The following is a 20,361-nucleotide window of genomic DNA, read 5'->3' as shown; positions in this document are numbered from 1 at the left end:
TTATTTCTTCTGTGCGGCGAACAGTGCGTCCAGCTTCTGCTCGAAGCTGTGGTAGTTGATGCGTTCATACAGTTCGGCGCGGGTCTGCATGGTGTCGAGTACATTCTGCTGCGTGCCGTCGCGGCGGATCGCGCCGTAGACGTTTTCCGCAGCCTTGTTCATGGCGCGGAAGGCCGACAGCGGATACAGCACCAGGCCCACATCGGCGCTGCGCAGCTCATCCACGGTGAACAGCGGCGTCGAGCCGAATTCGGTGATGTTGGCCAGCACCGGCACCTTGACGGCGGCGGCGAACTTTTTATACATATCGAGACTAATCATCGCTTCCGGGAAGATCATGTCGGCGCCCGCTTCCACGCAGGCGACGGCGCGCTCGATGGCGGCGTCCAGGCCTTCGACGGCCAGCGCATCGGTGCGGGCCATGATGACGAAGTTCTCATCGGTGCGCGCATCGACGGCGGCACTGATGCGGTCGACCATCTCCTGCTTGGTGACGATCTCCTTGCCCGGACGATGGCCGCAGCGCTTGGCGCCGACCTGGTCTTCGATGTGCATGGCGGCGGCGCCGAACTTGATCATGGACTTGACGGTGCGCGCCACGTTGAAGGCGGAGGCGCCGAAGCCGGTATCGACATCGACCAGCAGCGGCAGGTCGCAGACGTCGGTGATGCGGCGCACGTCGGTCAGCACGTCGTCCAGGTTGGAGATGCCCAGGTCCGGCAGGCCGAGCGAACCCGCGGCCACGCCGCCGCCCGACAGGTAGATCGCCTTGAAGCCGGCACGCTTGGCCAGCAGGGCGTGGTTGGCGTTGATCGCGCCGACCACCTGCAATGGGGATTCTTCCTGGACGGCTTTGCGGAACGCGGCGCCTGCGGAGTATTGAGTCATGTCGTTACCTTTCAATGTTGCGATGAAGTTGCGGGAGTTATTGCAAGGGGCGTGCCAGATAATCACCCTATACAAATCAACAACTTACGACAATGCGACGTTTCACGTACGTTTCATTTTGAAACATCGAAACAGATGAACTACAATTGAAACATGCGCCATTCCACTCCCCTGCCCTTCGACGCCAACGACAAACCGGTGATCTGGACGGTTTCCGTCTCCCGCCTCTACGACCTTTTCCGCGACATCACGCTGGAATACGACGACGTCGCCACCATCGAACCGATCAACCTGGGCTTCGACGAAGCGGCTCGCCACATTCGCGAGCGCATGGCCACCGAGCGCTGCGACGCCGTCATCGCCGCCGGTTCCAACGCCGCGTATCTGAAGGGGCGCCTGTCGGTGCCGGTGGTGATCGCCAAGTTCAGCGGCTTCGACGTGATGCAGGCACTGGCGCGGGCGCGGCGCGTGTCGGACCGCATCGGCATCGTCACTTATCAGGAGCGCTTGCCGGAGCTGGCCGAATTCGCCGGCACCTTCGGCTTCGACGTCGAACAGCGCACCTACGCCACCGAGGAGGATGCGCGCGCCCAGATCAACGACTTGAAAGCGGCCGGCATCAAGGCCATCGTCGGCGCCGGCCTGATTACCGACCTGGCAGAGGAAGCGGGATTGACCGGCGTCTTCGTCTATTCGGCCGCCTCGATCCGCCACGCCTTCGACGACGCGCTGGAGATGGCGCGGCTGGCGCAGCTGGAATCGAACCGCAGCCGCACGCGCGGCGCCGTGGTGGCCGATACGCTGCGCGCCAAGCATGGCATCAACGACCTGCGCGGCGATTCGGAAGCGATGGAATCGCTGCGCCAGTCCGTGCTGCTGTATGCGAAGTCCCCCGCCACCGTGCTGATACAAGGAGAGACCGGCTGCGGCAAGGAGCTGGTGGCGCAGGCCATCCATCGCGAGAGCCCGCGCACGCTGGGGCAGAACCGCCCCTTCGTCGCCGTCAATTGCGGCGCGATCGCGGAATCGCTGCTGGAGTCCGAACTGTTCGGCCATGAGGAAGGCGCTTTCACCGGTGCGCGGCGCGGCGGCCATGCGGGCTTGTTCGAGGCGGCCAATCGCGGCACGCTGTTCCTCGACGAAATCGGCGAGATGCCGTTGACGCTGCAAACCCGTCTGCTGCGCGTGCTGGAAGAGCGCGAGGTGGTGCGCGTCGGTGGCACGCGGCCGATTGCGGTCAACGTGCGCATCATCAGCGCCACGCACTGCGATCTGGAACAGCGCGTGCGTGAGGGCCGCTTCCGCGCCGACTTGTTCTACCGGCTGGCGGTGCTGCGGCTGTCGCTGCCGCCGCTGCGCGCGCGGCAGGAAGACGTGATGACGCTGGCCGAGTGGTCGCTAAAGAACGCGCTGGCATCGCTGGGCGCGCGGCCGCACCCCAACCTGCATGCAGAGATGGCGGCCTGCGCGCCGCTGCTGCAACGCTACGACTGGCCCGGCAATGTGCGCGAGCTGCGCAACCTGGCCGAGCGTCTGGCGCTGTTCCTGGCCGCCGAGCCGCTGCAGGCCTTGACGCCGGCCTTCGTCCTCAGCGTGGCGCCGGAGCTGGCGGCACGCGCGGCGCCGCTGCTCAGCGCTACCGGCGCCGCTCCCGGCGACACGGCGATGGCCCCAACTGCCCAACGTCGGTCCGCCGAAAGCATCAGCGCCGTGCTGGCCCGCTTCGGCGGCCGCCGCGACGCCGCCGCCGACTACCTCGGCATCAGCCGCACCACACTGTGGCGCAAGCTGCGCGCCGAAAACGGCGAATAAGCCTGCGGGGAAGCGCACTGGCACTGGCCGCCTACCGCTCATCCCTGCCAACAAACCGTTCATCCAGTAGTCGTCGCCGGCGCCGCGCCGCAGCGATAGCATGGCCTCACTTACTTACAACAACGGAGGTCAACATGCAACGCTCGCTCGCCCAACGTCTCGCCACCATCGCCGCCAGCCTGGCCCTGGCTTACGCCGCCGCGCCGGCCGTTGCCGCCGGCAGCGCCGCAGCCTCCGCACATCCGGCGTTCAAGGTGGAAGTCACCGGCAAGGGCGCTCCTGTGATCCTGATCCCCGGCCTGGCCTCGTCCGGCGAAGTGTGGGACGGCACCGTCGCCCGCTACTGCGGCAGCCGCCAGTGCCACGTCGTCACGCTGGCTGGATTCGCAGGCGTGCCCGCCATCGAAGGCCCGCTGCTGCCAGCGGTCGAACAGCAACTGAGCGACTACATCGCCGCCAACAAATTCGACCATCCCATCGTCATCGGCCACAGCCTGGGCGGCTTCGTCGGCATGAAGCTGGCCGCCGACCATCCTGACCAGGTAGGCCGCCTGATTATCGTCGACACGCTGCCTGCACTGGCAGCGATCCAGATGCCCAGCATTACCGCTGCGCAGATGAAGGAAATGGCCGCCGGCATGCGCGCCCGCATGGAATCCATGGATCCCGAATCCTACCGCGCCAACCAGCTCAAGACGCTGCGCAGCATGATCACCAAACAGGAAGACATCGACCGCGCCGCCGGCTGGGGCAAGCTGTCCGATCACGCCACCGTCATCAACGCCATGACCGAAATGATGAGCGAAGACCTGCGCGGAGAGGTCAGCCGCATCAAGTCGCCGACGCTGGTACTGGGCGCCTGGTACGCCTACAAGGACTTCGGCACCAAGCCGATGTTCGAGCAGATGTACAAGAGCCAGTACCAGCGGCTGCCCAACGTGAAGGTGGAGCTTGCGGACACTGCCCGCCACTTCATCATGTACGACGATCCGGCTTGGATGTATGATCGCATCGATAACTTTTTAAAATAATTCATCATGACCGACGACCGCCCACTGCTCGCCCGCCTGAACTGGTACTGGCTGTTCCAGTTGGCCGGATGGCTGTTCCTGCCGCTGCTGCTGATCGCCATGACGCCGGGCGACAGCCACACCCCGCGCATGCTCGGCATTTCGTTCTGGGGCGTGGTGGCGGGCCTGATTATCTCGGATACCTGGCACCGGCTGCTCAAGCGCCAGATCCGCAATGGCGTGCGCGTCGGCTGGAAGTCCATGATGGTGGCGATCCTGATATTGGGCGTCATCCATACGGCCGTGCAGACGGTCGGCTACATGGTCATCAAACCATTCGGCGAAGTGCACGGCGTGTACTGGGTGCCCGGCGCGCTGATGTTCTGGTGGGGAGTTTATCTGGTGTGGAACACCTTCTACATGGCGGTGCTGTCGCTGCGCCGCGCCAACCGCTTCGAGCAGGAGGCGCTGCGGCTGGAGATCAGCGCCAAGGACGCCGAGCTGCGCGCCTTGCAGGCGCAGGTCAATCCTCATTTTTTCTTTAACAGCATGAACAGCGTGCGCGCGCTGATTTATGAAGACCAGAATGCCGCCGCGCAGATGATCGATCAACTGGCCAGCGTGATGCGCTATGCGCTGCAATCGGGCCAGAACGATACGGTGCCGCTGGCGGCGGAGATCGAAGCCGTGCAGGCCTATTTGGCGATCGAGAAGATCCGTTTCGAAGAGCGCATGCGGGTCAGCGTGGAGATTGGGCTGGGCCTGGACCAGGTGCGCATCCCGCCGATGGCCTTGCAGACGCTGGTGGAAAACGCCGTCAAATATGGCGTCGAGACCAGCCCCACCGGCAGCGAGATCCGCATCCGCGCGCAGCGCATGGACGACGGCAAGATCCATATCGAGATCGCCAACCTCGGCGCGATTCTGCCGTTTGCCAATTCCACCAAGGTCGGCCTGGTCAACACCCGCAAGCGCCTGGCGCTGGCGCTGGGTTCCAACGCCAGCCTGGATCTGACTGAAAACAGTGGCTGGGTACGCGCTACGATGACTTTACCGGAGGCCGCGTAATGCGCGCACTGCTGATCGACGACGAACGCCTGGCGCGCGCAGAGCTGCGCCGTTTGCTGGCGGCCCACCCGGAAGTAGAAATCGTCGGCGAGGCCGTCAACGCGGCAGATGGCATCCAGCAGATCACCGCGCTCAAGCCGGACCTGGTATTCCTCGACGTGCAGATGCCGGGCGGTAGCGGCTTCGACATGCTGGCCGCGCTGGAGGAAGCGCCGGAGGTGATCTTCACCACCGCGTTCGACCAGTACGCGTTGCAGGCCTTCGAAGTGAATGCGCTGGACTATCTGCAAAAGCCGATCCAGGCGGCGCGCATGGCGGCGGCCTTGCAGCGCTGCGCCTTGCGCCACAGCCGCGCGCTGGCGTATGCGGCAGCCGGCGTACCGGCGGTGGCGCCGACGGCCGCAAAAAAACTGTTCATCAAGGATGGCGAGCGATGCTGGTTCGTCGGCCTGCAGGACGTGCGGCTGTTCGAATCGGACGGCAACTACACGCGGGTCTACTTCGACCATCACAAGCCGCTGATGCTGCGTTCCCTGAACCAGCTGGAGGACAGGCTGGACCCGCAACGCTTCTTCCGCGCCAGCCGCCGCCACATCGTCAACCTGGACTACATCGAGCAGGTCACGCCGAACGAAGCCGGAGGCCTGGACCTGCTGCTGCGCGACGACCTCGAAGTAGAAGTCTCCCGCCGCCGCGCCGCGCAATTCAAGAGCCTGGCCAGCCTCTAAAAATTGGGGTCAAGTCTGACATTTGGACACGAGGTCATCCCTAGCGGTAACTAAGGTTGAGCTCGTGTCCAAATGTCAGACCTGACCCCGATGTTTCTACGTGCGCAGCGCCTCGGCAGGCACCATGCGCATGGCGATCCAGGTGTGGCGGGTGATGGCGATCAAGGCGACGATCAGCGTCAACGCCAGCGCGAACAGCATGGTCCAGTAGCCTATCGGCGCGTGCTCGGTGAAGGAAGCCAGGTAGCGGTTGATCGCCAGCCCCGCCAGCGGCAAGGCGATGGCGGCGGCGATCAGCGTCAGCGCACCAATCTCACGCACCACCAGCAAGCCGATATCGCCCCGCTGCGCACCATGCAGCTTGCGCAGCACGATCTCCTTCGCGCGCCGCTGTACCGTGTTGGCCGCCAACACGTACGTCCCGAACGCCGCGATCACCAGCGCGATGACGGTGGCAATCGCCAGCAGCTTGGCCACGCGCGCATCCTCCGCGTAGTTGACGGCCAGGACATCGCTGGCACGGTAGGTCTTCGATACCGCATCCGGGAAGTAGCTCGGCCACAGGCGCTGCACGGCGCGCTCCACATCCGCCGGCGCCCCCTTGGTGCGCACGCTCAGCACACTACCAGCAGTCCACAATTCATACGCGGTCGCACGCGGCGCTTCCCGCAGCGAATGGAAGCGCAGCTCCGGCACCACGCCGACGATGCGCTTGGCGATGACCTTGTCGTCGAAGCCGGTGAACAGCACCGTCTCGCCAATGGCCGCCTCGTTGCTGGCGAAACCCAGCTCGCGCACGGCAACGGCGTTCAACAACACCGGCACCTTGTCGTCCTCCTTGTCCGTCGCGGCCTGGAACAAGCGCCCCGCCACCGCATTGATGCGATACGTCTCGAAGAAATTGGCGCTGACCGATTTCATCTCCATCATCGCCACCGCGCCACCCGGACGTTTCAACTCGCGCGACCAGGCCCAATCGAGCCGGCCCACCGGGTCTTCGGAAATGGCCACGCTCTCCACGCCAGGCTGCGCCGACAAGGCCGTATACAAGCCACGCGCCTGCGGCTGGTCCCTCACCCTGCCCGGCATGTCGACGATCACCAGCGGCGCCGGATCGAAGCCGGGCGATGCATGCATCGCAAAGTCGGTCTGCCAGGCCACGGCGATCGTCACGCTGGCGAACGCCATCGCGGTGGCAACCTGCACCACGGTGAGCACGCGGCGCCACTGCGTGCTGCCTCGCGACTCCGTGTCGGGACGCCCTGCCAGCACCTGCGTCGGGTGCACGCGCAACGCCACCCACGCCGGATAAATCGCCGTCACCACGCCCAGCAGCGCGCCGATGCCGAACGCCGCCAGGATGTTCGACAGAGAAAACAAACTATCCAGATGGCGGTTGACCAGTTGGGAGAACATCGGCAGCGCCAGCCACGCCAGCAGCAGCCCAAGCAGCGTCGCCGCCGTCGACACCATCAACGACTCGACCAGGAACTGCCGCATCAGCTGCCCGACGCCGGCGCCAAGCACCTTGCGCATCGCCACCTCGCGCTGGCGCCGCAGCACGCGCACGGTGGTCAGGTTCAGATAGTTGATCGCCGCCAGCGCCAGGATCAGCACCGCCACCGCCGCGATCCCGGCCACGACGACCGGATTACCCCGTTCATGCGCCTTCGACATCGGGCTGTCCGCGAGTTTGTAATCGAAATAGGCGTCGCGCAGCGGCGACAGAACCAGCTCGATGGCGCGTCGTTTGCCCAGACGCTCGCGCGTCTCCGGCGGGAAGTGCTGCACGCTCGGCGTGGTGTCGACCACCTGCTGCAGACGGTCACGTATCGCCGTCAGCGAAGCGCCGGGCCGCACGCGTATCAACAGCTTGCCCATCCAGCCATGTTCGCCAGTGAGCATCTCGTGCCGGATGTCCTGGCCCGCCACGACGGAGTTCACCCCGAACAGGACCTCGAAGGAGATCGTCGTATTCGACGGCGGCGTGCGTACCACGGCGCCCACCTGCAAGGTATTGCCCTCATTGAGCATGGTGCGGCCCAGCGCATCGCGGGTGCCGAACAGCCGCAGCGCGGCGTCTTCGGTGATGACGAACAGATTGGGCTTGTCCAGCGCCGACAGGTCGCCCTGCACCGCCTTCAAGCCCAGCGTCTGCGGGAAGCCCGGCAGCACCGTCAGGCCGCCCACCCGCAGCACCTTGCTGCCGATCCGCACGGTGAGCGGATCGATCTCCGGCCGCGCAGGAATGTAGCTGGTGGCATCGGCCACGCCGGGCACCTTCAGCGCCGCTTCGCGCAGGAACATCGGCGCCACCTCGTGCAGCGGCTCGCTCGGGTCGACGTTGTAGTACTGCTTGACGACGTAGATGCGGTCGACCTCCGGGATGTGCGCGTTGTACTCCATCGAATACCGCACGAATCCAAGCAGCAGCAGGCTCGCCGCCAGACCGACACCCAGGCCGAGCACCACCGCCAATGTGTACGCCGGTTCCTGGATCAGGGTGCGCCAGCCGATACGAAAATCTCCAAGCTTCATGTGTTTAGTCCGTTGAGGAAAATACCCCAGTGTTGCAACATCCATGCCACGCACTTTCGGATGCCCGGACGGACAAAATCGATACAGGATGTTCGGAAGCGAACGTTATCGCTGTTCACTTCCGAACACTTTACTTCGCCTTGATCGGGAAGGCCGGACGCACAGGGCGTACCGGCGGGTTCTTCGCCAGTTCGGCCTTGATGACCTCAATCGCTTTTTCCAGTTGCGGATCGCGGCCGGCGATCACGTCGGCCGGATTCTGGTCGACTTCGATATCCGGCGCCACGCCTTCGTTCTCCACGCCCCAGCCGCCGTCGCGGGTCCAGAAGGCCAGGTTGGGCGCGGTGATACCGCCGCCATCCATCAACGTCGGGAAGCCGAGGATGCCCACCAGGCCACCCCAGGTGCGCTTGCCGATCAGCGGGCCCATTTGGTTTTTGCGGAACATCCACGGCAGCAGGTCGCCGCCCGAGCCGGCCGTTTCGTCGATCAGCATCGCGCGCGGTCCCTGGATCGAGGCCGATGGCGTTTTCATGTCGGCGCCGTAGCGCATGGTCCACCAGGCGATTTCCTTCTTCTGCAAAATCTCCAGGTAGTAGTCGGCCACGCTGCCGCCGCCGTTGAAGCGTTCATCGATGATGACGGCGTCCTTGTCGGCCTGCGGGAAGAAGTAGCGCTTGAAGAAGGTATGGCCCAGCGTCGCGGTGTTCGGCACGTAGACGTAGGCGACCTTGCCGCCGGTGGCCGCATTCACCTTGCGGATATTCCCCTCGATCCAGTCGCGGTTGCGCAGCGCATCCTCGTTAGGCACAGGCACCACGGTGATGGTGCGCGATTTGCTGCCGTCCGCGTTCGGGCCGACGGTGATGTCGATGGCCTTGTTGGCGGTGTTCTCAAAGGCGCTGTACAAATTCGTCGGCGCCAGCAGCGGACGGCCTTCGACCGCCAGCAGGTACTCGCCGGCCTTGACGTTGAGGCCAGGCTCGGTCAGCGGCGCGCGCAGCGCCGGGTTCCAGTTCAAGCCGCCGTACACCTTCTTGAAGCGATAGTGGCCGTCGCTCACTTCGTAGTCGGCGCCCAGCAGGCCGCCCGGCACAGGCTTGGCGTCGGTGAAGAAATCGCCGCCGCCGCCGCGATGGTGGCCCACGCCCAACTCGCTGCACAACCACTGGATCAGGCGATTCAAATCGGCGCGGCTGGACAGCTCAGGCAGGAACTGCGCGTACTTTGCGCGCATCTTGTTCCAGTCGGCGCCGTGCATGCCAGGGTCGTAGAAGAAGTCGCGGTTGATGCGCCAGGCTTCGTTGAAGATCTGCTCCCACTCTGCACGCGGTTCGGCGCGCACCTCGATCGCTTCGACCTTGATCTTGCCTTCGCCCGGCGCCAGCGTCTTGGCAGTGGCGCTACCCATCGCCCAGGCTTCCTTCAGGCGGTACAGGATCTTCTTGCCGTCGGCGGAGACTTCGTATTCGTCGGCTTCGGCCAGCAGCGTTTCGGCCTTGCGGTCCTTCAGGTCGAAGCGCTGGATGGCTTTCTTGCCGTCGTTCTCGCGCAGGAAGAAGATCTGCCCTGCTTCACCTGCGTTCAGATCGGACAGCGCGGCCGCAGGTACGGGCAGATCGACGATGCGGCTTTCGATGCCTTCGAAGTCGATGGAGATCGGCGCCACCGGCGCCACCGTTACCTTGGGATCGTCACGACCAGTCTTCGGATCGACCTTGGGCGGCTCCGCCTTGGCCGGCTCCTTGGCCGATGCCTGCGCTGGCGGCGTGGCCGACGCCGCGCTCTTCTCCTCGTCGCTTTCCTTGATCAGCGGCGACGGCAGGTCGCGCCGCAACACCGCCATCCAGATCGTGCGGGTGACGCGGTTATCCTCGTTCTGCTGCGAGAACCAGTTGTTGCTCGGTCCCGCGTTGGTCGAGGCGAAGAAGTACAGGTACTTGCCGCTCTTGTCGAACACCGGATCGACCACGTCGGACAAGCCATCCGTCACCGGCCACGATTTGTTCTGCTCCAGCGAGTAGATGTAGGCGCTGCGGGTATAGGTCATCGAATTGAGCGCATAGGCGATCCAGCGCGAATCCGGCGCCCATGCGGCGCGCAGCGTCTTGTTCACGCCGTACAGCGGCTCGCTGGCGATCTTCTTGATCGCTCCCGTGGCCACGTCCAGCACATACAGCGTCCACGCGTTGTCGGTGTAGGCGATCTTCTTGCTGTCTGGCGACCAGACCGGGTAGTCGTAGAAGCCTGCGCCGGTGAGCTTGAACTTGCGCGGTTCGCCCTTGCCGTCCTGGGCGCGGATGTGCAGCGCGTACTCGCCCGATTCGTCCGAGAAGTAGGCGACGGAGCGGCCGTCCGGCGACCATGCAGGCGTGCGTTCGTTCGCGGCGGGCGTATGCGTCAGGTTGCGCACATCGCCTTTATCTGCGGGGATGGTGACGATCTCGCCACGGAACTCATACGCCACGCGCGCGCCGGACGGCGAGATCGAAGCGTTGCGGATGTACTTGGCGCCGCTGACCCAGCGCGGGCGCGATGCGCCCAGGTCGCTGTTGACGCCGATGGTGAGCTTGCGCGACTGCCCGCTGGCCAGGTCCAGCGCGTGTAGATAACCTGCCTGCTCGTAGACGATGCCGCCGCCGTTGGCGGCGATGTTCAGCACCGGGAAGTCGGTATGCCGCGTCAATGCGCGCACCGCCTTGCTCTTGACGTCGTAGGCGTACAGATTGAATTCGCCGTCGCGGTCGGAGCGGAAGTAGACGGTGTCGCCTATCCACACGGGATCGACATCGTTCGAATGCGTGGCGGGCTGCGGGATCTTCTGCACCGATTTGTCGGTGCGGTTGAACAGCCACAGGATGGAGTTGGTGCCGCCGCGATAGTGCTTCCACTGCATGAACGCCGGCGAGAACGGGTTGTAGGCGATCTGTTTGCCGTCCGGCGACCAGCCGGCGCGGGCGGCGTTCGGCACTTCCAGTTCGGTCTCCACGCCGCCGCCCACCGGCACGGTGAACAGCTTGCGGAAGCGGTTGTTGAAGGCCGCGCGCGGCGAGGTGAACATCACCGCCTTGCCGTCGGGCGTGAAGGCCTGCACCACGTCGGCGCCGGGATGGTAGGTCAGCCGTTTCGGTATGCCGCCTTCGACGGGCAGCAGGTAGACGTCGGTATTGCCGTCCACCTGCGCGCTGTAGGCGATCGATTTGCCGTCGGGCGAAAACACCGGGTTCGATTTATCGCCAAGGTCGGAGGTCAGGCGGCGCGGCGCTGAACCGTCGCGGTTAGCCAGCCACAGGTCGCCCGCGTAGATGAAGGCCAGGTGCTGCGCCGACAGCGCCGGTTCGGTCAGCATGCGCGTGTCGCTGGTGTTGGGCAGCGCCAGCGCGCCGTGGCTCATGGACAGCAACGCAGCGGCAACGGCTGCGGATAACAGATGCTTCATCGTCTCTCCTTATTTAAGCGCGGGGATGGCTTGCGGCTGATAGGCCTTGATCGGCTGCGCCTTCAGCTTCTTGTCCAGCAGGTCCAGCGCCACTTCCAGCTGGCGGTCCTGGCCTTGATACGTTGCGTGCGGCAGGTTGTCCACTTCCACGTCCGGCGATACGCCCACGCCTTCGATCAGCCACTGGCCGTCGGCGGTGTTGAACTGGCCGTTCTCCGCCACGCGCGCCATGCCGTTGTCGCTCAGGCGGTTGTTATCGCTGAGCCAGACGCCGGCGCCCGCAGTGCGCTTGCCGACCAGCGGCGCCAGGCCCAGGGCCTTGATGCCGGCGGCGAAGGTCTCGCCGTCCGAGTAGGTGTACTCGTCGATCAGTACCACCAGGTGGCCACGGAAGGTCTTCTGCATATTCGGCGCGGGCAGCGCGCCCGGCGACGACCAGAAGGCCCAGGCCTTGCGCAGCAGCTTTTCGATCACCCAGCTGTCGATGTTGCCGCCGTTGTTGCGGCGTACGTCGATGATCAGGCCGTCGCGGTTGACGTTGGCGTAGAAGTCGCGTGCGAACGAGGCGATATCGCGCGGGCCCATGGCGCGCAGGTGCAGGTAGCCGATGCGGCCCTGCGACGCGGCCTCCACCTGGCGCGCACGGCTCTGCTCCCAGTCGCCGTAGCGCAGGCCGGCCTGCTTGGCCATGTTGACCGGCGTGACGATCACGGAGCGGTTGCCGCCCTCTTTACGCTTCACCTGCAGCAGCATTTGCTTGTCGGCCTGGTTCAGCAGCAGGTCGGCGATGTCGCGTGCCTCCAGCACTGGCTTGCCGTTGACGGCGGTGATGACGTCGCCCTCCTTCACGTCCACGTCCGGCTGCAGCAGCGGGCCGCGTTCGGACGGCAGCTCCGGTTCGCTGCGGTAGATGTGGTCGACGCGGTAGCCGTCGGCGCTGCGCGTCAGCAGCGCACCCAGGCCGGCCGGCGAGCCTTCCGGCGATGGCCGGCGCAGTTCGCCCGGCGCGATCTGCGAGTGCAGCGCGCCCACTTCGCTGACCATCATGCCCAGCACGTCGTTGAGCTCCGCGCGGTCGGTCACACGCTCCACCAGCGGCGCGTACTTGGCGCGCACGCCGGTCCAGTTCACGCCGCGCATCTTGGCGTCGTACAGGAAGTCGCGGTGCATGCGCCAGGCGTCGTTGAACATCTGCGTCCATTCCAGGCGCGGGTTGGAGGTGAAGCTCCAGTCGTCCACCTTGACCTTGGCCTTGGATACGTCCGACGGGGCCTTGGCGCCCGCCTCCACCACCAGCATGTCGCCCGGCCCGTTGGCAGCGTGGATGCGGTAGTACAGATGCTTCTTGTCGGTCGCGAGGTCGTATTCGCGCACGCCGCTGACGAAGACTTCCGGCTGCGGGCCGTTGGCGGCGATCGCCAGCGTTTTCAGGTTGGCCTTGCCCTCATTGCCGTCGGCATCGAGGAAGTACAGGCGCTTGTCGTCGATTTGCAGGTTGCGGTAATTGCCGGCAGCGAGCGGCACTTCGTACAGACGATCCGCCAGGCCGGCGTAGGCAATGGCCGGCAGCGACTTGCCAGCCTTCTTCTCCGGCGTGGTCTTGGCGACGGCTTTTTCGACAGCCTTCTCGGCGGCCTGCTCGGCGGCTTTTTCGGCCGCGCCTTCGGCCGGCTTGTCGCCCGGCTTGTTCAGCTCATCGTCGGGCTTGAACGGGAAGCGGTTGCCCGGCTGGAGCGCCAGCGCATAGACGCCGGTGCGCTTGTCGAACACCGGTCCCATGTTGCGGTCGCCCCACGGCGAACCGTTCGCCAGCTGGAAGTTGCGGGCCGAGAGGAAGTACAGCCACTTGCCATCCGGCGAAAACGCCGGCGAGCGCGAGTTGTAGCGGTCGCCGGTGACGAAGGCCAGCTGCTTCGACTCGACGTTGTACAGGCCGATCTGCTCGCGCTGTTCGGTGCTGGCGGCGCGCACCAGCGCCAGGTTCTTGCTGTCGCCGGACCACAGGATTTCATCGTGCCGGTCCGAGCCCACCTTGCTGCCATCGTCGACGACGGTATTGGCCTTGGTGGCCAGGTCCAGCATCCACAGGCGGCCTTTCTTGTCGGTGTGGGCCAGCCAGCGGCCGTCCGGCGACGGGTACAGCTGCCAGCGGTGATGATTGCCATCCCTGGTCAGCTGCTCGCCCTTGCCGGAACCGTCGGCGGCGAATTTCCAGATTTCGTTTTCGCCGGTGCTGTCGACGATGGCGTAGACCCATTTATCGTCGTGGCTGAACACCGCCTCGCGGGCGCGCGCGCCCTCCGGTACGGCGATCTCCACGCGGCGCTGCGAGCCGGTGCCGGCCACGCTGACGCGGCCGCGCGCGGTCAGCACCAGGCGCTCGTCCTTGCCGGAAAGCTGGACGTTGGTCAGGTTGTCCAGCGGCGAGCGGATCTGGCGCGCGCGCTGCTGGTCGAAGTCGGAGACCAGGCTGATGGCCAGTTGCTCGTCCTTGGCGGCGGCCAGGTCCAGCACGTGCAGGTCGGCGCCCAGCTGGTAGACGATGCGGCCGTCGCCCAGCGCGGCGTTGCGCACGTCCCAGTCGGCGTGGTTGGTCAGCTGGCGCGGATCGCTGCCGTCGGCCGCCATCGACCACAGATTGTCGGAGCCGCCACGGTCGCTGATGAAGTAGACGCGGCCCTGCCACCACATGGGCCGCTTGTTGTTGCCGGCGTCGCCGGGCAGCAGCGGCGTGGCTTCGGCGGTGCCGGCCAGGTCGTAGCGCCACAACTGCGCGTGGGCGCCGCCGCGATAGCGCTTGACGTTGTCGTTGGTCAGCGCCAGGCCGTTGCGGGTGAAGTACAGCGTCTTGCCGGCGTCGTCGAGCACGGCGTCGTTGGCCTCGGCCACGGGGAACACGCGGCGTTGCAGGTCGCCCGGCTTGACGGCCGCGATGACGTTGTTGCGCGACGGTCCCTTGCTGTCGAGCGTCGTCACCAGCACTTCGCCCTGGGCGGTCCAGCCCAGCACGGAGACGGCGCCGTTCTCGAAGGTGATGCGCTTGGGCAGGCCGCCGGCCAGCGGCATCACGTAGGCTTCCTGGCCGCCCTCGTAGGAGGCCGAGAAGGCGATCCACTTGCCGTCGTGCGAGATGGCGGCGTTGGTTTCGGCGGCCGGGTGGGTGGTCAGGCGCTGCGCGGCGCCGCCGTGGGCGCCGGTCTTCCACAGGTCGCCCTCGGCGGTGAAGACCACGGCGTCGGATCGGATGGCGGGGAAACGGTAGTAGGCGTCGGCGGCGGAGGCGGCGCCGGACAACAGGCCGGCGGACAGGAACATCAGGACGAGAGGACGGAGGCGCAGAGAAGTCGGGATCATGGGACAGTTTCAATGTTTGTCAAATGGAACGACAATTCTGGCACAGCTTCAGGCTTAAAAGAAAAAAAACCCGCGCCACTTTCGTGGGCGGGCTCTTTATGAGGCCTTAACGGGCTTATTCGACTTCGACGGTTTCCGGTGGAATCGTCGGCGCGGCGTCCGGCGGTTCCGGGAACTCCAGCTTGACCTGGTCTTTCTCGTCCAGGTCGACCGTCACGCGGCCGCCAGTGACCAGGCGGCCGAACAGCAGCTCGTCGGCCAGCGCCTTGCGGATCATGTCCTGGATCAGACGCGCCATCGGGCGCGCGCCCATCAGCGGATCGAAACCTTTCTTCGCCAGGAACTTGCGCAGTTTCTCGCTGAAGATGGCTTCGACTTTCTTCTCGTGCAGCTGCTCTTCCAGCTGCATCAGGAACTTGTCGACCACGCGCAGGATGATTTCCTCGTCCAGCGCACGGAAGCTGATGGTGGCGTCGATACGGTTGCGGAACTCCGGCGTGAACATGCGCTTGATGTCGGCCATCTCGTCGCCGGCCTGCTTGGAATTCGTGAAGCCGATCGAGGTCTTCTGCAAGCTCTCGGCGCCCGCGTTCGTCGTCATGATGATGATCACGTTGCGGAAGTCGGCCTTGCGTCCGTTGTTGTCGGTCAGCGTGCCGTGGTCCATCACCTGCAGCAGGATGTTGAAAATGTCCGGATGGGCTTTTTCAATCTCGTCGAGCAGCAGCACCGCGTGCGGTTTCTTGGTGATGGCTTCGGTCAGCAGGCCGCCCTGGTCGAAACCGACGTAGCCCGGCGGCGCGCCGATCAGGCGCGACACGGCGTGGCGCTCCATGTACTCCGACATGTCGAAGCGGATCAGTTCGATGCCCAGGATGAAGGCCAGCTGCTTGGCCACCTCGGTCTTGCCGACGCCGGTGGGACCGGAGAACAGGAAGGAGCCGATCGGCTTGTCGGTCTTGCCCAGGCCGGCGCGCGCCATCTTGATCGCCGAAGCCAGCGCTTCGATCGCGGGATCCTGGCCGAATACCACGTTGCGCAGGTCGCGGTCGATGGTTTGCAGCTTGCTGCGGTCGTCCTGGTTGACGGTCTGCGGCGGGATGCGCGCGATCTTGGCGATGATGTCCTCGATCTCGGTCTTGCCGATGGTTTTCTTCTGCTTCGATTTCGGCAGGATGCGTTGTGCCGCACCGGCTTCGTCGATGACGTCGATGGCCTTGTCCGGCAGGTGGCGGTCGTTGATGAAGCGGGCCGCCAGCTCGGCCGCCGTCGACAGCGCCGACGACGAGTACTTGACGCCGTGGTGCTCTTCGAAGCGCGACTTCAGGCCGCGCAGGATCTGCACGGTCTGCTCGACGGTCGGTTCGTTGACGTCCACTTTCTGGAAGCGGCGGCTCAGCGCGTGGTCTTTTTCAAACACGCCGCGGAACTCGGTGTACGTGGTCGCGCCGACACACTTCAGCTGGCCATTGGCCAGGGCCGGTTTCAGCAGGTTGGACGCGTCCAGCGTGCCGCCCGAGGCCGAGCCGGCGCCGATGATGGTGTGGATCTCGTCGATGAACAGGATGCCGTTCGGGTTGTCCTTCAATTGCTTGAGGACGGCCTTCAGGCGCTGCTCGAAGTCGCCGCGATACTTGGTGCCTGCCAGCAGCGCGCCCATGTCCAGCGAATACACGACGGCATTCGACAGGATTTCCGGCACGTCGTTCTGGGTGATGCGGTAGGCCAGGCCCTCGGCGATGGCGGTCTTGCCCACGCCTGCCTCGCCCACCAGCAGCGGATTGTTCTTGCGGCGACGGCACAGGATCTGGATCACGCGGTCGACTTCGTCCTCGCGGCCGATCAGCGGATCGATCTTGCCTTCGGCGGCGGCCTTGTTCAGGTTTTGCGTGAACTGGTCGAGCGGGCTTTCCTTGGTCTGGCCTTCGCCGCCCGGTGCGCCCTCTTCCACGCCTTCCGACGCCTTGGCGGCATCGGCCTGCTGGTCCTTGCGCACGCCGTGCGAGATGAAGTTGACCACGTCCAGGCGGGTCACGCCCTGCTGGTGCAGGTAGTAGACCGCGTGCGAGTCCTTCTCGCCGAAGATCGCCACCAGCACGTTGGCGCCGGTGACTTCCTTCTTGCCGTTGGAGGCCGACTGCACGTGCATGATCGCGCGCTGGATCACGCGCTGGAAGCCCAGCGTAGGCTGGGTGTCCACTTCGCCCGTGCCGGGCACGGTCGGCGTGTTGTCGCCGATGAAGTTGGTCAGCGTTTTACGCAGGTCTTCAATGTTGACGGCGCAAGCGCGCAACACTTCGGCAGCCGAAGGATTGTCAAGCAAGGCCAGCAGCAAGTGCTCCACCGTGATGAATTCGTGCCGTGCCTGCCGAGCTTCGACAAACGCCATGTGCAAACTTACTTCTAATTCCTGCGCAATCATACTTCCTCCATCACGCATTGCAGGGGGTGCCCCGCCTTGCGCGCATGCGTTAAAACGAACTCCACTTTGGTACAGGCTATATCTTTTGAGAACACGCCGCACACTCCCTTGCCGTAGCGATGAACACTGAGCATTATCTGCGTGGCCGTTTCACGGTCTTTGTTGAAATACTCCTGAATGATGGCGACCACGAATTCCATCGGGGTATAGTCATCATTGAGCAACGCCACCTGGTACAGAGGTGGCGGCTTCAGCGTTTGCCGCTCCAAGAGGGTTTCGGTATCATGCTTGGTTGCCATACGCTTATATTCTAATGCTTTCGGGGTTGATGCAATGGGCATTTCACTATGCACATCCAATTGTTTTCCATCTTACGCGTTTTCTGAACTTGACGCAGATGGCGACCCATCCGCCAAAATCAAGAGTTGCTTTTTCGCCAATTGAGTTAAAAGTAGCAAAATGCATACAAATCTGCTTGACTTTGGAATTTGATCCGCTAACAATGCGTTATCGGCTGCGTGCAGAAATGTACATGTTGATAAGAAGTGAGGCGTGAGGAGGGGGCAAGAAGCTTCTTGCTTTTATGGCTCGTGTGATCCGTTTTAATTTTGAAAGTTCTTTTTATGGCAACAGGTACAGTTAAGTGGTTCAATGATTCCAAAGGTTTTGGCTTCATCACTCCAGATGACGGCGGCGAGGATTTGTTCGCTCACTTCTCCGCAATCAACATGAACGGTTTCAAGACCCTCAAAGAAGGTCAAAAAGTTCAATTCGAAGTCACGCAAGGCCCTAAAGGCAAGCAAGCTTCCAACATCCAATCCGCTTAATTTTTTAAGCAGCAGATGTGAAAAACCTCGCACCGCGGGGTTTTTTTTCGTCCCTACCCCGCCGCCAAGTGTTGCAGAACTCCTACAATCACGCCCCGCCGTGACAATTCAATAGAATCGCCAAAGTTGAAAAATGCATAATCTTATGCATTAAGCCAATGATGCCTATAAGGCATCGTCAAAGCCGCCATTCGTCTCTTACCAGGGGCCATATGAATAGCATGCACATCAAGAAGGTCAAAACCATCCTGGTCTACGCCGCGATACTGGGATTGGGCCTGGGAATCGGCCGCCTCGCGACCAAAGTGCCGCAGTGGCTGGCGCCGGCCTACGTCGAAGGCAACTTCCAGTCCTACTATCCCGACGCCGCCACCAAGGTGGTGTTGTACGGCACCAAGACCTGCCCCTACTGCCAGCTGACCCGCGACTACCTGAGCGAGCACAACATCCCCTACGCCGATGTCGACGTCAGCCACGCCGGCAAGGGCCAGCAGGATTACCGCAGCTTCGGCGAGACCGCCGTGCCGGTGATCCTGATCGGCAACCGCCGCATCACCGGCTTCAAGCTGCCGGTCATCGAAGCCGCGCTCGACCAGCTGAAGCCGACGGCACGCCGCTGAGCGCCACCCCGGTTTGGGGGCCGTGTACATGGACGGCACGGTCGCAGGCATGGTCTACGTCCAGTCACTTTGGAGGAGTCTTGATGAATAAGAAACTGAAACTGTTTGTGTTCGCCATCGGCGTCGGTGCCGCATCGGCATCGGCCTGGGCCGGCAGCTGCTACCACACCTGCCTCGTCGAGTACCGGATGTGCATACGGTCCGGCCAACCGACCGAGACCTGCGAGGTCAACCTCTACTCGTGCCAGGACAGCTGCGAAGGCAGCGTCGGCGGCTAAGGCAGGCCTTCCATCACAGCGCGGCAGCCAGCTGCTTGAACGCCAGGCCCGCCACGGCGCACGCCGCAATCACCTGCGGCACCTTCTGCCGGTAGCGCAACAAAGCAACGGCGGCCGCCAGCGCGATCGCGGCCGCCGCCCAGTCGGGCCGCCCATCGAAACCGGCCGGCCAGACCACGTGCCAGGCGAAGAACAGCGCCAGGTTGAGGATGACGCCGACCACGGCCGCCGTGATGCCGGTCAGCGGCGCGGTGAAGTGCAGATCGTCGCGCGTGGCCTCGACCAGCGGGCCGCCGGCCAGGATGAACACGAACGACGGCAGGAAGGTGAACCACGTCACCAGCGTGGCCGCCACGGCGCCCGCCAGCGGCGCAGCCAGCCCGCCCGACGGCGCCAGCCCGTAGCCGCCGACGAATCCGACGAACGCCACCACCATGATCAGCGGGCCGGGCGTGGTCTCGCCCAGCGCCAGGCCGTCCATCATCTGCGGCGGCGTCAGCCAGCCGTAGTGCGCCACCGCGCCCTGGTACACATAGGGCAGCACCGCATAGGCGCCGCCGAACGTCAGCAAGGCGGCCTTGGTGAAGAACCAGGCCATCTGCGTGTAGGTGTGCTGCCAGCCCAACGTCGACATCAGCAGCGCCATCGGCGCCAGCCACAGCAGCGCGCCGCCGACGGCAACCAGCGCCAGCCGCCTCCAGCGGAATTGCGCATGCGGTGGCGGCGGCGTCTCGTCGTCGATCACAGCGGCTCCATACGAGGCCTTGGCGGCGCCATGGCCGCCGCCGATCTTGAAGGCCTGCGGCAGGTAGCGGCCGCCGAGGTAGCCGGCCAGCGCGGCGCCTGCCACGATCAGCGGGAACGGCAGCTGCAAGGCGAACACCGCCACGAAGGCGGCGCCGGCAATGGCCCACAGCCAGCCGTTGCGCAAGGCGCGCGTGCCGATGCGGTGCGCGGCCTGCAGCACGATGGCGGTGACGGCCGGCTTGATGCCATAGAACAGCCCCGCCAGCAGCGGCTGCTGGCCGTAGGCGATGTACAGCCACGATAGCAACACCAGCAACAGCAGAGACGGCAGCACGAACAGCGCGCCGGCGATGATGCCGCCGCGCGTGCGGTGCAGCAGCCAGCCGATGTAAGTGGCCAGCTGCTGCGCCTCGGGGCCGGGCAGCAGCATGCAGTAGTTCAGCGCGTGCAGGAAGCGGCGCTCGGAAATCCAGCGCCGGCGTTCGACCAGCTCCTGGTGCATGATGGCGATCTGTCCCGCCGGCCCGCCAAAGCTGATGCAGCCCAGCTTGAGCCAGAAACGGAAGGCTTGCCACAGCGTGGGCGCCGCCGGCGCCGAAGAAGACGTCATCATCGCTCCATCAAAAAAAA

14 protein-coding genes are annotated in these 20,361 nt (G+C 64.4%); 7 read left to right on the top strand and 7 right to left on the bottom strand.

Features of this window, described 5'->3' with window-relative positions; all coding sequences use genetic code 11:
* Positions 1 to 888, bottom strand: coding sequence for a methylisocitrate lyase (gene prpB / locus DUGA2_RS15495; RefSeq protein ID WP_008446489.1), 888 nt, complete (start codon positions 886 to 888; stop codon positions 1 to 3).
* 153 nt (positions 889 to 1,041) lie between these two features.
* Between prpB and prpR the strand changes: the two genes are divergently transcribed.
* The 4 genes from prpR (at position 1,042) to DUGA2_RS15475 (ending at position 5,506) form a co-directional block, all read left to right on the top strand.
* Entirely contained in the window at positions 1,042 to 2,700 is a 1,659-nt protein-coding gene (prpR, locus tag DUGA2_RS15490) for a propionate catabolism operon regulatory protein PrpR (protein ID WP_070270198.1), read from the top strand.
* 134 nt (positions 2,701 to 2,834) lie between these two features.
* The gene (locus DUGA2_RS15485; RefSeq protein WP_070270195.1) at positions 2,835 to 3,731 is read left to right on the top strand and encodes an alpha/beta fold hydrolase; all 897 of its coding nucleotides are present in this window, start codon (positions 2,835 to 2,837) and stop codon (positions 3,729 to 3,731) included.
* A gap of 6 nt (positions 3,732 to 3,737) precedes the next feature.
* The gene (locus tag DUGA2_RS15480) at positions 3,738 to 4,778 is read left to right on the top strand and encodes a sensor histidine kinase (protein ID WP_070270193.1); all 1,041 of its coding nucleotides are present in this window, start codon (positions 3,738 to 3,740) and stop codon (positions 4,776 to 4,778) included.
* The gene (locus DUGA2_RS15475; RefSeq protein ID WP_070270191.1) at positions 4,778 to 5,506 is read left to right on the top strand and encodes a LytTR family DNA-binding domain-containing protein; all 729 of its coding nucleotides are present in this window, start codon (positions 4,778 to 4,780) and stop codon (positions 5,504 to 5,506) included. Before DUGA2_RS15480 ends, DUGA2_RS15475 begins: the two co-directional genes overlap by 1 nt.
* A 96-nt stretch (positions 5,507 to 5,602) precedes the next feature.
* On the opposite strand, the gene DUGA2_RS15470 is transcribed toward DUGA2_RS15475, so the two are convergent.
* The 5 genes from DUGA2_RS15470 to clpS all read right to left on the bottom strand — a co-directional run bounded on the left by DUGA2_RS15470 (position 5,603) and on the right by clpS (position 17,558).
* Complete coding sequence (locus tag DUGA2_RS15470) at positions 5,603 to 8,044, bottom strand: FtsX-like permease family protein (RefSeq protein ID WP_070270190.1); 2,442 nt, start codon at positions 8,042 to 8,044, stop codon at positions 5,603 to 5,605.
* Positions 8,045 to 8,174: 130 nt separating this feature from the next.
* Complete coding sequence (locus DUGA2_RS15465) at positions 8,175 to 11,483, bottom strand: S41 family peptidase (RefSeq protein WP_070270189.1); 3,309 nt, start codon at positions 11,481 to 11,483, stop codon at positions 8,175 to 8,177.
* 9 nt (positions 11,484 to 11,492) lie between these two features.
* Positions 11,493 to 14,837 carry a S41 family peptidase gene (locus tag DUGA2_RS15460; RefSeq protein ID WP_083296338.1) on the bottom strand — a complete coding sequence of 1,115 codons (3,345 nt, stop codon included), beginning with the start codon at positions 14,835 to 14,837 and terminating at the stop codon, positions 11,493 to 11,495.
* A gap of 115 nt (positions 14,838 to 14,952) precedes the next feature.
* A complete protein-coding gene (gene clpA, locus DUGA2_RS15455) occupies positions 14,953 to 17,259 on the bottom strand; it encodes an ATP-dependent Clp protease ATP-binding subunit ClpA (RefSeq protein ID WP_008446472.1) in 2,307 nt (768 codons plus the stop codon).
* A complete protein-coding gene (gene clpS / locus DUGA2_RS15450) occupies positions 17,256 to 17,558 on the bottom strand; it encodes an ATP-dependent Clp protease adapter ClpS (protein ID WP_008446470.1) in 303 nt (100 codons plus the stop codon). Before clpS ends, clpA begins: the two co-directional genes overlap by 4 nt.
* A 324-nt stretch (positions 17,559 to 17,882) precedes the next feature.
* On the opposite strand from clpS, the gene DUGA2_RS32695 reads away from it, so the two are divergent.
* The 3 genes from DUGA2_RS32695 (at position 17,883) to DUGA2_RS15440 (ending at position 18,984) form a co-directional block, all read left to right on the top strand.
* Positions 17,883 to 18,086, top strand: a complete 204-nt coding sequence (locus tag DUGA2_RS32695; protein ID WP_008446468.1) for a cold-shock protein — start codon at positions 17,883 to 17,885, stop codon at positions 18,084 to 18,086.
* A gap of 212 nt (positions 18,087 to 18,298) precedes the next feature.
* Complete coding sequence (locus tag DUGA2_RS15445; RefSeq protein ID WP_083296337.1) at positions 18,299 to 18,706, top strand: glutaredoxin family protein; 408 nt, start codon at positions 18,299 to 18,301, stop codon at positions 18,704 to 18,706.
* Positions 18,707 to 18,789: 83 nt separating this feature from the next.
* Positions 18,790 to 18,984 carry a hypothetical protein gene (locus DUGA2_RS15440; protein WP_070270187.1) on the top strand — a complete coding sequence of 65 codons (195 nt, stop codon included), beginning with the start codon at positions 18,790 to 18,792 and terminating at the stop codon, positions 18,982 to 18,984.
* A gap of 13 nt (positions 18,985 to 18,997) precedes the next feature.
* Here DUGA2_RS15440 and chrA read toward each other — a convergent pair whose 3' ends face one another.
* Entirely contained in the window at positions 18,998 to 20,341 is a 1,344-nt protein-coding gene (gene chrA / locus DUGA2_RS15435) for a chromate efflux transporter (RefSeq protein WP_070270270.1), read from the bottom strand.
* Positions 20,342 to 20,361 lie beyond the last annotated feature (20 nt).

Source organism: Duganella sp. HH101 (assembly GCF_001758795.1).
In the GTDB taxonomy this organism is placed as follows: domain Bacteria; phylum Pseudomonadota; class Gammaproteobacteria; order Burkholderiales; family Burkholderiaceae_D; genus Rugamonas; species Rugamonas rivuli.
Note: the sequence above shows the minus strand (reverse complement) of the source record. Positions and strands in the feature narration are given on the sequence as shown.

What these genes read in the sequence shown, in the direction of transcription:
- prpB (WP_008446489.1), bottom strand. Translation starts at nt 888, where the DNA reads ATGACTCAATACTCCGCAGGCGCCGCGTTCCGCAAAGCCGTCCAGGAA.
- prpR (WP_070270198.1), top strand. Translation starts at nt 1,042, where the DNA reads ATGCGCCATTCCACTCCCCTGCCCTTCGACGCCAACGACAAACCGGTG.
- DUGA2_RS15485 (WP_070270195.1), top strand. Translation starts at nt 2,835, where the DNA reads ATGCAACGCTCGCTCGCCCAACGTCTCGCCACCATCGCCGCCAGCCTG.
- DUGA2_RS15480 (WP_070270193.1), top strand. Translation starts at nt 3,738, where the DNA reads ATGACCGACGACCGCCCACTGCTCGCCCGCCTGAACTGGTACTGGCTG.
- DUGA2_RS15475 (WP_070270191.1), top strand. Translation starts at nt 4,778, where the DNA reads ATGCGCGCACTGCTGATCGACGACGAACGCCTGGCGCGCGCAGAGCTG.
- DUGA2_RS15470 (WP_070270190.1), bottom strand. Translation starts at nt 8,044, where the DNA reads ATGAAGCTTGGAGATTTTCGTATCGGCTGGCGCACCCTGATCCAGGAA.
- DUGA2_RS15465 (WP_070270189.1), bottom strand. Translation starts at nt 11,483, where the DNA reads ATGAAGCATCTGTTATCCGCAGCCGTTGCCGCTGCGTTGCTGTCCATG.
- DUGA2_RS15460 (WP_083296338.1), bottom strand. Translation starts at nt 14,837, where the DNA reads ATGATCCCGACTTCTCTGCGCCTCCGTCCTCTCGTCCTGATGTTCCTG.
- clpA (WP_008446472.1), bottom strand. Translation starts at nt 17,259, where the DNA reads ATGATTGCGCAGGAATTAGAAGTAAGTTTGCACATGGCGTTTGTCGAA.
- clpS (WP_008446470.1), bottom strand. Translation starts at nt 17,558, where the DNA reads ATGGCAACCAAGCATGATACCGAAACCCTCTTGGAGCGGCAAACGCTG.
- DUGA2_RS32695 (WP_008446468.1), top strand. Translation starts at nt 17,883, where the DNA reads ATGGCAACAGGTACAGTTAAGTGGTTCAATGATTCCAAAGGTTTTGGC.
- DUGA2_RS15445 (WP_083296337.1), top strand. Translation starts at nt 18,299, where the DNA reads ATGAATAGCATGCACATCAAGAAGGTCAAAACCATCCTGGTCTACGCC.
- DUGA2_RS15440 (WP_070270187.1), top strand. Translation starts at nt 18,790, where the DNA reads ATGAATAAGAAACTGAAACTGTTTGTGTTCGCCATCGGCGTCGGTGCC.
- chrA (WP_070270270.1), bottom strand. Translation starts at nt 20,341, where the DNA reads ATGACGTCTTCTTCGGCGCCGGCGGCGCCCACGCTGTGGCAAGCCTTC.